The 13,590-nt window shown below is 52.2% G+C and carries 11 protein-coding genes; 9 read left to right on the plus strand and 2 right to left on the minus strand.

Annotated features, from left to right (window positions below; all coding sequences use genetic code 11):
* Positions 1–606: 606 nt before the first annotated feature.
* A complete protein-coding gene (locus tag LOS79_RS29535) occupies positions 607–1,161 on the minus strand; it encodes a UbiX family flavin prenyltransferase (protein WP_315414404.1) in 555 nt (184 codons plus the stop codon).
* Between the two features lie 192 nt (positions 1,162–1,353).
* The gene (locus tag LOS79_RS29540; protein WP_315414406.1) at positions 1,354–1,704 is read right to left on the minus strand and encodes a DUF2294 domain-containing protein; all 351 of its coding nucleotides are present in this window, start codon (positions 1,702–1,704) and stop codon (positions 1,354–1,356) included.
* Between the two features lie 210 nt (positions 1,705–1,914).
* Between LOS79_RS29540 and LOS79_RS29545 the strand changes: the two genes are divergently transcribed.
* The 9 genes from LOS79_RS29545 to LOS79_RS29585 all read left to right on the plus strand — a co-directional run bounded on the left by LOS79_RS29545 (position 1,915) and on the right by LOS79_RS29585 (position 13,587).
* Complete coding sequence (locus tag LOS79_RS29545; RefSeq protein ID WP_315414407.1) at positions 1,915–3,456, plus strand: response regulator transcription factor; 1,542 nt, start codon at positions 1,915–1,917, stop codon at positions 3,454–3,456.
* Between the two features lie 104 nt (positions 3,457–3,560).
* Positions 3,561–5,378, plus strand: a complete 1,818-nt coding sequence (locus tag LOS79_RS29550; RefSeq protein ID WP_315414409.1) for a cache domain-containing sensor histidine kinase — start codon at positions 3,561–3,563, stop codon at positions 5,376–5,378.
* 3 nt (positions 5,379–5,381) lie between these two features.
* A complete protein-coding gene (locus tag LOS79_RS29555) occupies positions 5,382–6,926 on the plus strand; it encodes a response regulator (protein WP_315414411.1) in 1,545 nt (514 codons plus the stop codon).
* A gap of 114 nt (positions 6,927–7,040) precedes the next feature.
* Complete coding sequence (locus LOS79_RS29560) at positions 7,041–8,750, plus strand: type 2 periplasmic-binding domain-containing protein (RefSeq protein WP_315414413.1); 1,710 nt, start codon at positions 7,041–7,043, stop codon at positions 8,748–8,750.
* A 105-nt stretch (positions 8,751–8,855) separates the two neighbouring features.
* Entirely contained in the window at positions 8,856–9,824 is a 969-nt protein-coding gene (locus LOS79_RS29565; RefSeq protein WP_315414415.1) for an ABC transporter permease, read from the plus strand.
* Position 9,825: 1 nt separating this feature from the next.
* A complete protein-coding gene (locus tag LOS79_RS29570; protein WP_315414417.1) occupies positions 9,826–10,785 on the plus strand; it encodes a carbohydrate ABC transporter permease in 960 nt (319 codons plus the stop codon).
* 33 nt (positions 10,786–10,818) lie between these two features.
* On the plus strand, positions 10,819–11,832 hold the full coding sequence (locus tag LOS79_RS29575) for an endo-1,4-beta-xylanase (protein ID WP_315414418.1): 1,014 nt from the start codon (positions 10,819–10,821) through the stop codon (positions 11,830–11,832).
* Between the two features lie 338 nt (positions 11,833–12,170).
* Positions 12,171–12,932 (plus strand): methionine ABC transporter ATP-binding protein, encoded by a 762-nt coding sequence (locus tag LOS79_RS29580; RefSeq protein WP_315422505.1) that lies wholly within the window; start codon positions 12,171–12,173, stop codon positions 12,930–12,932.
* Positions 12,925–13,587: a methionine ABC transporter permease gene (locus LOS79_RS29585; RefSeq protein WP_315414419.1), complete on the plus strand. Its 663-nt coding sequence runs from the start codon at positions 12,925–12,927 to the stop codon at positions 13,585–13,587. The genes LOS79_RS29580 and LOS79_RS29585 overlap by 8 nt, the downstream gene beginning before the upstream one ends.
* Positions 13,588–13,590 lie beyond the last annotated feature (3 nt).

The raw sequence follows: 13,590 nt of genomic DNA on the forward strand, positions 1-13,590 counted from the left end.
ATTTACGGACACCACGGCCCTTATCCGCCACTTTTCTTCTGATATCTCCGCTTTTCTGGCGAAATAACGGCGCTGATGTCCGTAAGGCCAGCATTCAGGCGCTTTTCCGCATTTTAACGTCTCTCCTGTCCGTAACGCTCCGGATGAGGAAAATAGGTGCACAAATGCCCCTAAATCCTCCAGAAGTAGCCCGGATGAGGAAAATAGGGGCACAAGTGCCCCTGAATCCTCCCAAAAGCAGCCCGAATGAGGAAAATAGGTGCACAAATGCCCCTCAATCCTCCCAAAAGTAGCCCGAATGAGGTAAATAGGGGCATTAATGCCCCTGAATCCTCCCAAAAGTAGCCCGAATGGGGAAAATAGGGGCACAAGTGCCCCTAAATTCTCCAAAAGTAGCCCAGACAGAAGCCTATTGGCTGCTTCCGGGCTGGCCCCTTCGGCCGCAGGCCGTTACAGCCCTGCCTAAGTCTCTCTCAGCGCTGCATCAGCTGCTTTCGGGCTGGCCCCTTCGGCCGCAGGCCGTTACAGCCTTGCCTAAGTCTCCCCCAGCGCTGCATCAGCTGCTTCCGGGCTGGCCTCCTCGTCCCGCAGGCCGGCACAGCCCCGCTAACCTTCCCCCCAGCGCTTCATCAACTGGTTATCAATGCCCAGCGCATCAAGCACGCGGGCATTCATGAAGTTTACCAGCTCCCAGATCTCTGTGGGGTGATTGTAGAAGCCCGGCGAAGCCGGCATGATATCCGCCCCGGCCCGGGCAATCCGCAGCATATTCTCCAGATGGATCAGATGGAGCGGGGTTTCGCGCGGCACAATAATGAGCCGCCGCTTCTCCTTAAGCACTACGCTGGCCGCCCGGCTGAGCAGGGTATCGCCCATGCCGTTCGCGATGGCGCCCAGCGTATTCATGGAGCAGGGGATAATCACCATCCCGTCTGTCTTGAAGGAGCCGCTGGCTACAGGAGCGAACAGATCATTATTGGACAGCACAGTGGAATATCTGGCTAGCTCCTGCATTTCTGTACCGCACTCATACTTCAGCACGTTCTCACCGGCGCCGGTGGCGATAACATAAGTTTCGATCCCGAGCTGATGCAGGCTGCGGACCAGCGAGTAAGCGTAGATGGAGCCGCTTGCTCCGGTAATGCCGACAATGATTTTCATGGCGTAAGCTCCTTTGGAATACAGTAGTTGTTTTGCAGGTAAAGGCGGGATGCAACAAAAAAAGAAGCCGCAGACATAGAGAAGAGACTCTCTATCTCGCGGCTTCCTTCAGTCTGTAAACAGAAATCAGGCCAACCTTAGGCAGATTCAGCACACCCAGAGTACAATCCGGGCAGACCGGTATTCACTGATCTATTCTGTGATAATAATTGTGCTGGCCCAGCCGGTACCCGGATCATAATCCCGGAGTACACCAGTGACAGGCAAATTCAGTTCATCCGTCAGCCTGTGCCGGATCTTCCGCTTGAACTCCTGATGGAGCGCGGCGTCAACCGCCTGCTTCAGCTCAGGGTAGTTCTCCTCCAGTGCCCGCAGGGCAGTGACCCGCTGATGCTTCACCAGAAAAAGGAGCATAGACTCGCCGGCGGCATCTATTCTCAGCTGTGTAACCCCGACTCCGTACAATTCCTTGTGGACTTCATTGTAGCAGCGGGAGAGGCGCTTCTTGAACTCATTGGAAGAAAGAAGAGCGGTGACTGTCAAGAATATCACTTCCCTGTGTGAATTATTACCGGATGATCCAAGAAATTAACCTAATTATAGTGGAAAATCTCAGAAAGTAAATGATCAATGTTACTTTATCTCACTCGAAATATTTGCTTAACTTGTAATTCACATCATAGACCTTGTATGTTAGCATTGTTTGTAATTAATTGGCTAACAAATATGGAGTTGAAGATTGGAGCGGGGTTCATGCTGAAAGTCATGATTGTTGACGATGAGCCGTGGGTGCTTGAAGGGCTCAGAACGATGGTCGACTGGGAGAAATCCGGTTTTGAAGTCTGTGCCGAAGCGCTTAGTGCCGGGGATGCCCTGCGGCTGATTCAGGAGCATAAGCCGGATCTGCTGCTTACAGACATCAATCTTCCGGTGATGAGCGGGCTTGAACTGATTGCTGCGGTGAAGGAAGTGATGGACCAGCCGCCAAGGTTCGTTATTCTGAGCGGATATGATGATTTTGGTTATGCCCGTACTGCCCTTCGTCAGAAGGTGGATGGTTATTTGCTGAAGCCGGTTGATGAGGAGGAAATCGGGGGGCTGCTGTTAAAGATCAGAGGCATTATTCAAAATGAAATCGCTTCCAGGGAAGAGGAGCGTAAAAAGCAAAATCTCCTGGTCAATAATCTGATCAGCCGGTTCTTCCAGGGAGAATGGAATGAGGAGCTGGAAAATATGGCAAACAGCCTGATGGGGCTTCAGCCGGATACGGAGCTGCAGTGCATGCTTGCGGCAGCCATCTCAGGCCTGATTAACCCGGATGAAGGAGCTGCTGAAGGCTTCCCGGGTGAGCTTGGTTACGTCTTCCAGGACCCTGCGGGCAGAGCGGGACTCCTTGTCCGTTCTGCAGGAATGTCCCCCGAAATCCTTGAGACGGCCGCCGTTCAGGTCCAGAAGGCGCAGTCGGAGAGGCTTGGTGTCCCTGTGGCGGTAATGATCAGCGGCAGAAGAGCGGGAATACGCTCCCTTCAGGAATTGTATGCACAGACCCTTGAGGTCTGGGGCTCTAAATACCGGTGTGAGAAGGGCGGGATTTTCTATTACAACGATCTGGGAGCAGCGGGCCAAGTTCTGGAATTAGCTGAAGGGCATTTTAACCGGGTGCTTGAAAAGGTTAAGGCAGGTGAGTCTGGGCAGATTCAGAGCTGTGTCCGGGAAGCCTTCGCAGCCATTACGGGCAAGCCGCTGAAGATCGATGCTGCCCAGGCCGAAGTAGCCCATCTGGAGATGACCTTATGCCGCAATATTGCGGAAATGCAGGGGGACCCGGACAGAATCATGAGTGTGATGCGGACCGAATATGGCAATCTGGGCGGACTTGGGGATTATTACAGGCTGAGCCTGTATGTGGACAGACTATGCCTGCTGGCTGCGGCTTATCTGGCTGAACTGCGGGCGGACAATGAAGGAAACACGATCTATAATGTTATCCAGTATGTGGATCTTGAGTTCCGCAGCAAGCTGCAGCTTCAGGATATTGCCAGGCAGTTTCACATGAATTCGGCTTATCTGGGTCAGCTGTTCCGTAAAGAGACGGGCCGCAGCTTCAGTGATTATCTGAATGAGAAACGGATTGAAGCAGCCAAGGGCCTGCTTAAGCGCACTCAGCTCAAAATATCGGATATCGCGCTGCAGGTGGGTTTCTCGAATACGGATTATTTTATCGATAAGTTCAAGGGAAGGGTAGGCTCTTCACCTTCGGTCTACAAGAATGCCCACAGGAATAAGCAGCCTTAAACCCCCGCAAAGTGGGGCATTGGCTTCGATGACTGCTCAGGTACTTTGCGGGGATCCCGAATCTTATAAATTCTATAATGATAAGAAGGCTTGGTGCATAAGGCATGTGGAAAAAAAGATTCAAATTCACAACCATCGTCAACGATATTCCGCTTAATTATAAGTTTTACCTTATCTACATTGTCGGGGTGCTCCTGCCTATAATGGTGCTTAATCTCGTATTCTTAGACCGGATTACGGATCTCATCAAATCCAGAGAGCAGCAGAATCTGGAGATATCCCTGGAGCGGGCGCGCAGGGATATTCGTGATTTTATCGAAGGCGGAGTCTCTGTTGGTTATACCCTGTCTACGGATAAGAACCTCTATGAGATGCTGGACCGGACTTATGCGGACTCCATAGAGTTCTATAATATGTTCGACGAGCAGCTCAGGGACCGGCTGAACAGTTATATGCCCGTGAACAACCAGCTTGAGCGGATCAGTATCTATACGGACAACCGCACCATTGTATCCGGCGGCAACTATCAGGTGATGAACGATAAAGTATGGGCGAGCGACTGGTACAGGCAGGCTAAGAATGCGGATACCCAGGTTTTTGTTACCGCTTACCGGACAAGTGAGAACAAGAATCTGGCTTCGTCCACACCTACGTTAAGTGTCATTGAATGGATGAACAGCTACAACAATTTGAACAAGTACGAGAAAGTGCTGCGGATTGATCTGGATTTGAGTGAGATTTACGACATTATTGTGCGGGAAAAAGATTACTTGAGCCTCTATCTGATCAACGAGCAGAACAAAATTGTGATGTCGGCGGACAGCGGCTACCAGCGGATCACTGAAGAGCCTTACCCTGTATTTGATCAACTGGGGGACGATCAGCGGGAGGATGTCCACGTAGTTGCCGTAGGTACGGCTAACTATCTCAAGGGCTGGCGGATTGTCGGAATCACGCAGGGGGAACGGATTACCAAGGCCATTCTGGATATTCGCCTGTATGCAGCCGGGCTGGCAACAACACTCACGCTGCTGACCAGCGGATTTATCTATATCATGCTGCGCTCCTACAACTACCGGGTGAAACGCCTGTCCCGCCATATGCAGAAGGTGAGCAATGAGAAGTTTGAGCTGATTGCCATCGATGAAGGCCGGGATGAGATTGGCGGCCTGATCCATAATTTCAACCGGATGACTTCAAGAATCCATTCGCTGATCAATGATGTGTATAAGCTCGAGATCCGGAGCAAGAACCTGGAGATGGAACGTGTCAGGGCGGAGCTGAACTTCCTGCAGAGCCAGATGAACCCCCATTTCCTGTTCAACACGCTGAATGCGATTCTGGTCGTGTGCACCAAGAACCAGTATAACGATGTTACGGATATTGTGAAAAGCCTGTCGAAGCTGCTGCGCAGACTGCTCAGCTGGAAGGAAGATCTGGTGTCAGTGCAGGAAGAGATTACCTTTATTGAAATGTATCTCAAAATCGAGAAGTTCAGGTTCAGGGATAAATTCGACTACGTGTTTGAGATTGATGAGCAATCGCTGAACTACAAGATTCCGAAGCTGAGCATGCAGCCGCTGGTGGAGAATTCCTGCAAGCATGGCCTGCAGACGATTGAAGGGCTCGGGGTTATCCGGGTGAGAACGGCCGTGCTGGATAACCGGCTGCAGATTACGGTATCGGATAACGGCAAGGGCATCCAGCCGGATAAGCTGAAGGAGCTGCTGTTTGCCATCCGCAATGAGGATTCCTCCGGGTCAAATATCGGAATCCGCAACGTATACCGCAGGCTTGAGCTGTATTATGCAGATCAGGTACGCTTCGAGATCACCAGCACACCGGAGCTGGGAACCGTAGTAACCTTTGGAATTCCCCTCAGGCTGCTTGAGGTGAATCATCCCCCGGAAGGCGAGGTGTAGCCCGTGAAATACAAAGTGTTATTGATTGATGATGAACCGAGTGCCCTTGAAGGCATGCAGCTGTGGATCAACTGGGAGGAGCTCGGCTTCGAGCTGTGCGGTACCTGCGGCAACGGCCGGGAGGGGCTGCAGCTGATGAAGCAGCTGCAGCCGGACCTGGTCATTACAGATGTGAATATGCCGCTGATGAATGGTCTGGAGATGATCGAGGCCTGGCAGCAGCAGAATACCGGCAGACCCAAGTTTGTGATACTGAGCGGCTACAGTGAGTTTGAGTATGCCCGCACGGCAATCAGCTACGGAATCAGCCACTATCTGCTGAAGCCGGTCTTTCCGGAGGAGGCTGCCGAGGAGCTGCGGGAGATCCATCAGGAGCTGGAGCAGGAAGAAAGCCGCAGAATGATTCATGAGATTGCCTCTGAGGAAGAGGCGGCGGCCTTGATCAGAGGCCTGTTGTACGGGAAGAAGGGAGACCAGGCACTGCAGAATCAGCTGGATGCCCTGCCCGGCTTCCGGGAAGCCGGTGCCTGGAACCTGTGCCTGCTGCAGACTGTCCCGGAGCTGTATGCTGAACTGCGGGGAAGAACGGCGTCCCTGCTGGCCGCCTATCCGGCTATTGTGATGATCGATCTGGAGGCGGGGCTGCTTGGGATCGTCTACGGGATGCCGGCAGACAGCCGGGAAGTCAGCAGGGCAGAGGAGGCACTCAGTGTGCTACTGCAGGAGTACAGCGGAAGCATGCTCTATATAGCGGCTGGAGCACCTGTGACTTCTTTGCTTTGTATAGAAGACAGCTACTGCAGCGCCAAAGAGACTTTGCTGCATTTCTTTTACGCCCCCGATGCTGCCGGGGTTCTGACTTACCGTGAGATAGAGGGGAATGCCTTCAGCTACAGCTATGACCATATCCGGCTGATGGATGCCCTGCTGGACTCCGTCAATCTGCTGGATCTGGACGGTTACCGCCAGGCGCTGGAGGAGGCGGAGCAGAGCTTCCGGGCACAGCAAGTAGCACCGGAGGTGGTGAAGAAATTTGTGATTCATCTCATGTACCGGATATTTGAGCTTGTGCCCGGAGCGGAGAATTCAGGCGGGGAGCAGGGGCCGGCAGGGCTTGAAATCCCGGAGATCCAGCAGGCCATGTACTCGCTTAGCAGCTTGCTCGGCCGTTTATTATCCTGCGGTGAAAGGGCAATACACCTCCTGGTGCGTGAGCAGAATCATAAGTCGCATGGAATCGTACAGGAGATCAACCGGTATATCGGGGAGCATTATCATGAAAGCCTGAGCATTCAGAAGCTGGCCGAGGTGTTCTTTCTCCATCCCGTATATCTGGGTCAATTATTGATCAAGAAGAATGGGATGACCTTCAATGAGCAGCTGCATCAGCTGCGGATTCAGGCAGCGGCGCACCTCCTGCGCGGGAGTAAGCTGAAGCTCTCCGAGATTGCCGAGCGGGTAGGCTATGCCAATTACGGGCAGTTTCTGAAACGCTTTGAGAAGGAAATGCATATGGGACCCAGCGAGTACCGCCAGGGAAAGTTCTAAACTTTTCCGGGGGTACACCTTTAGTTCGGTCGTATTTTAGCGGGCAGATCCCCTCTATAATTCATTTATGTAAGTGCTTACAAATTAAAGACCAACACATTATGGAGGTGCTTTATGGGGGGCAAGAAGAAAGCGGTGTATAAGCTATCCCTGATTGTTCTGTTATCCTTAAGCTTTACCCTATCCGGCTGCGGAGGCAACAATAGCGGCAACGGCAACAAAGCAGGCACTGCAGCCGATAACGGAGGAGCAACTGCGACACAGACGGCAGCGGCAGACACGGATGGCAAGATCGAGCCGTTTGAGATCAGCTTCTTCATCGGTGAAGCCGGCCAGCAGCCGACGCCGGACAACAAGATTTTCAAGAAAATCAAGGAAGAAACAGGCGCCAGCTTTAACTTCGAGTATCTGGCAGGAGACATTAACCAGAAGCTCGGTGTTATGATCGCCGGGCAGGATTATCCGGATGTGATGACCGGGAATACCAAGCTAACAGCGGCGGGCGCTTACCAGCCGCTGGAAGACTTAATCGAACAATACGCACCTAATTTGAAAGCGCATTATGCAGACTACTGGAACATGATGAAGGACCCGAATGACGGGCATATCTATATCCTGCCGAACTACGGGGTGTATAACGGGGAAGTGAACAGCGCCTGGTATTCCGGTCCGGCGTTCTGGATTCAAAAAGCGGTGCTGAAGGAATTCGGCTATCCAAAAGTCAAAACTCTGGATGAATACTTCGACCTGATTGCCAAATATAAAGAGAAATATCCGAAAATTGACGGAAGTCCGACGATCGGCTTTGAAATCCTGAACTCGGACTGGAGAAACTGGGGATTGTTCAACGCACCGCAGCATTTGATCGGGCATCCGAACGACGGCGGCGTTGTGGTCAATGATGGCGTAGCGGAGATTTTTGCGGACAAGGATTATGCCAAGAAATACTACCAGAAGCTGAATGAGATGAATCAGCTCGGCCTGATTGATAAAGAAACCTTCGTGCAGAACTACGACCAGTATATGGCGAAGCTGTCCAGCGGTACAGTTCTCGGCATGTTCGACCAGCACTGGAACTTCAGCGCAGCGGAAGACTCCTTAACGACTCAAGGGAAGATTGAGCGGACCTATGTAGGGCTTCCTCTCGTGTATGATACAGCTACTACAGACTACTACCGCGATCTTGCGGTACTGAACCTGAACAACGGCTTCGGGATCAGCATCAATGCCAAAGATCCGGTCAAGATTATTAAACTGCTCGATACGCTGATCAGCGAAGACTGGCAGAAGACCCTGGCCTGGGGAATTGAAGGCGAGGATTACATTGTCGAGAACGGAAGATTCATGAAGACGCAGGAGCAGCGTGACAATGCTGCTGATCCGACCTGGCAAATGGCGAATAAAGCGAAGACCCTCTTCGGCTATCTGCCAAAAATCGAGGGCAGCTACAGTGACGGCAACTCTACAGATGCATCAGCCCAGCCTGAAGAATATGCAGCCAGCGTGAAGCCGTACGACAGGGAAGTGCTGGATGCCTACGGGTTTAACAGCTATGTTGATTTCTTCAGCAAACCGCCGGCCAACCCTGTCTACTATCCGGCCTGGTCGATTGACCTCGTGGAAGGCTCGGATGCCAAAATTGCCAATACCAAGCTGAATGAGCTGTCCACCAAGTACCTGCCGAAGGCTATTCTGGCTGATCCTGCAGATTTCGATTCCGTCTGGGGCGATTATACCGGAGATATTCAGAAGGCCAATGTGAAGGCATATGAAGACAAGATCAACGAGCAGATCAAGTGGAGAATTGAGAAGTGGAGTAAATAAGCCGCTGGAATACATTCGTTCATACTTTTGATCAACAGGGGGTGCGGGGCCGTCAGGACGGCCCTTCACCTCCTGAATTTAAAATGATTGTGTGGGGAGATCAACATGGATGAGACCTTAGGGAAAGAAAGTGCCGCCTTGCATCCAAAGAAAAAAAAGAAGCAGCCCATTACCTGGTCGCTCATCAAAAACCAGAAACAGCTGATTTGGATGTCTGTTCCCTTGTTGCTGTATATAATTCTTTTTGCTTATGTCCCGGTCTGGGGCTGGACCATGGCTTTCCAGAATTACCGCCCGGCGCGTGCCTTCAGTGAACAGGAGTGGGTCGGCTTCAAGCAGTTCCGGTTTCTGTTTACAGATGATAATTTCCTCCGTGTCCTGCGCAATACGCTGGCGATGGGGATTATCAACCTGGTTCTCGGGTTTGTCACTGCGATTGTTCTTGCCCTGCTGCTGAATGAAATCCGTAAGGTGTTCTGGAAAAGGCTGGTGCAGACGGTCTCTTATCTGCCGCATTTCCTGTCCTGGATTATCGTTACCGGGATTGTGGCAACATCGCTCTCCATCAATGACGGTATTGTCAATATTGTCCTGATGAAGCTGCATATTATCAGCGAGCCGATCCTGTGGCTCAGCCAGGGCAAGTACTTCTGGGGCATTGTCGGCGCTTCCCATGTGTGGAAGGAAGTCGGCTGGAATACCATAATCTATCTGGCTGCGATTGCCTCCATTGACCCGGCGTTATATGAAGCTGCTGAGATTGACGGTGCGAGCCGGTACAAAAAAATGAGATTTGTAACGCTTCCCGGAATTAAAGCGACGATTGTTATCCTGCTGATTATGTCTGTCGGACATGTGCTTGAAGCAGGCTTTGAAGTACAATATCTGCTCGGCAACGGGCTTGTGGTGGACTGGTCGGAGACCATTGATATCTTCGTCCTTAAATACGGGCTGGCGCAAGGCAACTATTCACTGGCAACCGCAGGCGGGATCTTCAAGACGGTCGTCAGCGTCACCTTGCTGCTGATGGCGAACTGGACCGCGAAACGGCTCGGGGAAGAGAGGTTGTTATAGCATGGCCAACCAGCAAGTGAGCCCTGGCATGAAGTCAGGCATATCTGCGAAAAAAAGCCTGAGACCCAGCGGACTGGAGCCGGTGCTCTTCCATAGCTTCAATACCGTCTTCATGATCTGTCTGGTGCTCGTTACTTTATATCCGTTCCTGAATACCATTGCCGTGTCCTTCAATGCAGGGAATGATACCATCCGCGGCGGCATTTATCTGTGGCCTAGGGACTGGACCCTGCAGAATTACAAGGCAATCTTTGCCTCAGGCACCATTTTTGATGCCTTCTGGATTTCGGTAGCCCGCACGGTGATCTCAACGCTCCTAAATATCTTCCTGACCACCATGCTCGCGTATACCTTAAGCCGCAAGGAGTATGTGTTCCGCAAGCCGATTACGGTGATCTTCGTACTGACGATGTATTTCAGCGCCGGTCTGATTCCGAACTATTTCCTGATTAAGGACCTCAATCTGCTGAACAGCTTCTGGGTCTACATTTTCCCGTCCATGATCAGTGCCTTTAATATGATTGTAATCCGTACCTACATCGGTACGATACCGGAAAGTCTGCTGGAATCGGCCAGAATTGACGGTGCGGGTGATTTCAGAATTTTCATGCGTGTCGTATTCCCGTTATGCAAGCCGGTGCTGGCAACTATCGCTCTCTTTGTGGCCGTAGGGGCCTGGAACTCCTGGTTTGATGCCTTCATCTATACTTCCTCCAAGCAGCATTTAAGCACCCTGCAGTATGAGCTGATGAAGCTGCTGTCTTCAACCATGAACTCGAACAGTAATCCGAACGTAGCCGCAGGGGTAGGGATGAATCAGGATTCCGCCAAAGCGATGGTAACTCCGCTGTCGATCCGGGCCGCGATTACTATTGTAGCTTCCGTGCCTATTCTCCTGGTCTATCCGTTCATGCAGAAATACTTTGTTGTCGGACTGAATGTCGGCAGTGTGAAGGAGTAGCTGAAACGATAATGCGAGTAAGGAGTGTTAGCTGTGAGGGAAAGCCTGGATTTCAAGGAGCCGGCACTGAAGGCGGTATTTGCAGATGATTTCAAAATTGGTGCAGCGGTAAATCCGCGGATGATTGCTGCGCAGGAAAGTCTGCTGGCTTATCATTTCAACAGCATTACCGCTGAGAATGAAATGAAATTCGAAAGTCTGCATCCTGCAGAGGAAGTCTATCGTTTCGGGGCCGCAGATGAGCTGGCGGCCTTTGCCCGGAAGCATGGCATGGCACTGCGAGGACATACCCTCCTATGGCATAATCAGACATCCGATTGGCTGTTTAAGAACAAAACGGGAGAGGCCGTGGACAAGAATACGCTGCTGGCCCGGCTCAAAAGCCATATTGAGACCGTGGTCGGGCGCTACCGGGGAGAAATCTATGCCTGGGATGTGGTCAATGAGGCGGTCGCCGATGAAGGCGGGGAGCTGCTGCGCCCGTCCAAATGGCTGGAGATTGCCGGACCGGACTTCATCGCCGAAGCGTTCCGGTTCGCACATGAAGCCGACCCGCAGGCGCTGCTCTTCTACAATGATTATAATGAATCCCAGCCGCAGAAGCGGGATAAAATCTGCAAGTTATTGAAATCCCTGCTGGATCAGGAGGTGCCGGTGCACGGTGTCGGCCTCCAGGCCCACTGGAATCTGTACGATCCGGGCCTGGATGAAATCCGCACCGCGATTGAGAAATACGCGTCGCTCGGTCTTCAGCTGCAGCTTACGGAGCTGGATATGTCGCTGTTCCGCTTCGATGACAGGCGTACGGATCTTAAAGCTCCGCCTGCGGAGCTCCTGGAGTTACAGGCGGAGCGGTACGAAGCCGTGTTCCGGCTGCTTAAGGAATACCGCGGGGTCATCTCCTCGGTCACCTTCTGGGGTGCAGCCGATGATTATACCTGGCTGGATGATTTCCCGGTCCGGGGGCGGAAGAACTGGCCGTTCCTGTTCGATGAGCAGCATCAGCCGAAGCCGGCATACCAGCGGATTGTATCCGGGCTTTGCTGAGCCGTCTTTTTGCTAGATAAGAATGTAAATGTCCCGGGTTCCCCGCAAAATACCAGAGTCAACCTCGCAGCCCAAACCCCACTTTGTGGGGTTATTTTGCATTTCACTTGAACTGTAGAATAATCCCAATCGCTCCCGTACATCCTTATAAAGCTTCATTTTTTTCATATCCCGTACTAATTATTATCAAAAAAATGATGACACAGCGGATAAGATACCTTATTATTTAAAGAGATTTTTAATAAAACAGTTTTTAAATAATTATGATACAAGAAACGGTAAAAGAAATTCAAAGGCAGAGGGCTTTAGTCTAGGCAGTCTATTAAGGAGGGCTTCATATTCTATCGCTTAATCAGGTAAGCAAGAGCTTCGATCTGAAGAACGGCAGATATCCGGCTGTGGATGAAGTATCCCTTGAAGTGAAGGCCGGGGCGGTCCACGGCATTATCGGGGCGAGCGGAGCCGGCAAATCCACCCTGCTGCGGCTGATTAACCTGCTAGAGCGGCCCGATAAAGGAACGGTAAGGGTAGACGGCAGGCTGCTTACTGAGCTGCCGGATCAGGAGCTGCGGCGGGAACGGCAAAGAATCGGCATGATTTTTCAGCAGTTTAATCTGGTGGGCAATGCGACTGTCAGCCGGAATGTGGCCATCCCGCTGGAGCTTGCCGGGGTGCCGCGGGCCGGGAGGATGAAGCGGGTGGAGGAATGCCTGCAGTTTGTCGGGCTTGCTGACCGGGCGGATGAGTACCCGGCCCGGCTGAGCGGCGGCCAGCGCCAGCGGGTGGCCATTGCCAGGGCACTGGCGAACCATCCGAAGCTGTTGCTGTGCGATGAACCTACCTCCGCACTTGATCCGGGGACGACAGCTGATATTCTGGGTGTGCTCCGTCATATTAATGAGGTGCTGGATGTAACGATAGTAATTGTTACGCATGAGATGGATGTGATCAAGCAGATCTGCAGCGGGGTGTCTGTAATGGAGCGGGGGAGAATTGTAGACAGCTTCTCCCGTGCTGAGGGCGGCTTTCTGCCGCCGGCAGGCTCCTCCGGTTCCTACCGTGAGCGGATTACCGGAAGAGCGGGGGGGCCTTATGCTTGAGAGCATGCTGAAGTATCAGGAACAGATGTGGCATTCAATCGGGGAGACCTTTGTCATGGTCGGAATCTCAATAGGTGCTGCAGTACTGCTGGGGCTTCCGCTCGGGACCCTGCTGTATTTTTGCCGCAAAGGCCAGCTCTATGAGAACAGAAGCCTGTCGCTCATATTGAACAGCGTCGTCAATGTGGTCCGTTCATTTCCGTTCCTGCTTCTCGTTGTGGCCCTGATTCCGTTCACCCGCCTTGTCGTAGGTACAGCTATCGGTACGCTGGCCTCTACCGTTCCGCTGTCGATTGTCGCCATTGCCTACTATTCCAGGCTTGTGGAGCAATCTTTGCTGGAGGTTCCGCGGGGGACGATTGAAGCAGCCTTGTCGATGGGGGCATCAAAGCCGGGGGTGATCTTCAAGTTTCTGTATGTCGAGGCCCGTTCGGGGCTGGTGCTCGGACTGACGGCTTCCACGATCAGCTTCATTTCCTTTTCAACTGTAATGGGAGTCGTCGGCGGGGGGGGTGTAGGCGACTTCGCCATCCGCTACGGATATCAGCGGTTCGAGACAGAAGTGATGATCTACGCCATCCTGGTCATGATTGTGCTGGTGCAATTGATCCAGTTCACAGGAAGCACGGTAGCAAGACTGCTGGATAAACGCTGACAG

The organism is Paenibacillus sp. MMS20-IR301 (genome assembly GCF_032302195.1).
In the GTDB taxonomy this organism is placed as follows: Bacteria; Bacillota; Bacilli; order Paenibacillales; family Paenibacillaceae; genus Paenibacillus_AQ.

Excerpts from the sequence above, each read along its gene's own strand:
- LOS79_RS29585 (WP_315414419.1), top strand. The coding sequence starts at position 12,925 with ATGCTTGAGAGCATGCTGAAGTATCAGGAACAGATGTGGCATTCAATC.
- LOS79_RS29550 (WP_315414409.1), top strand. The coding sequence starts at position 3,561 with ATGTGGAAAAAAAGATTCAAATTCACAACCATCGTCAACGATATTCCG.
- LOS79_RS29570 (WP_315414417.1), top strand. The coding sequence starts at position 9,826 with ATGGCCAACCAGCAAGTGAGCCCTGGCATGAAGTCAGGCATATCTGCG.
- LOS79_RS29560 (WP_315414413.1), top strand. The coding sequence starts at position 7,041 with ATGGGGGGCAAGAAGAAAGCGGTGTATAAGCTATCCCTGATTGTTCTG.
- LOS79_RS29535 (WP_315414404.1), bottom strand. The coding sequence starts at position 1,161 with ATGAAAATCATTGTCGGCATTACCGGAGCAAGCGGCTCCATCTACGCT.
- LOS79_RS29565 (WP_315414415.1), top strand. The coding sequence starts at position 8,856 with ATGGATGAGACCTTAGGGAAAGAAAGTGCCGCCTTGCATCCAAAGAAA.
- LOS79_RS29545 (WP_315414407.1), top strand. The coding sequence starts at position 1,915 with ATGCTGAAAGTCATGATTGTTGACGATGAGCCGTGGGTGCTTGAAGGG.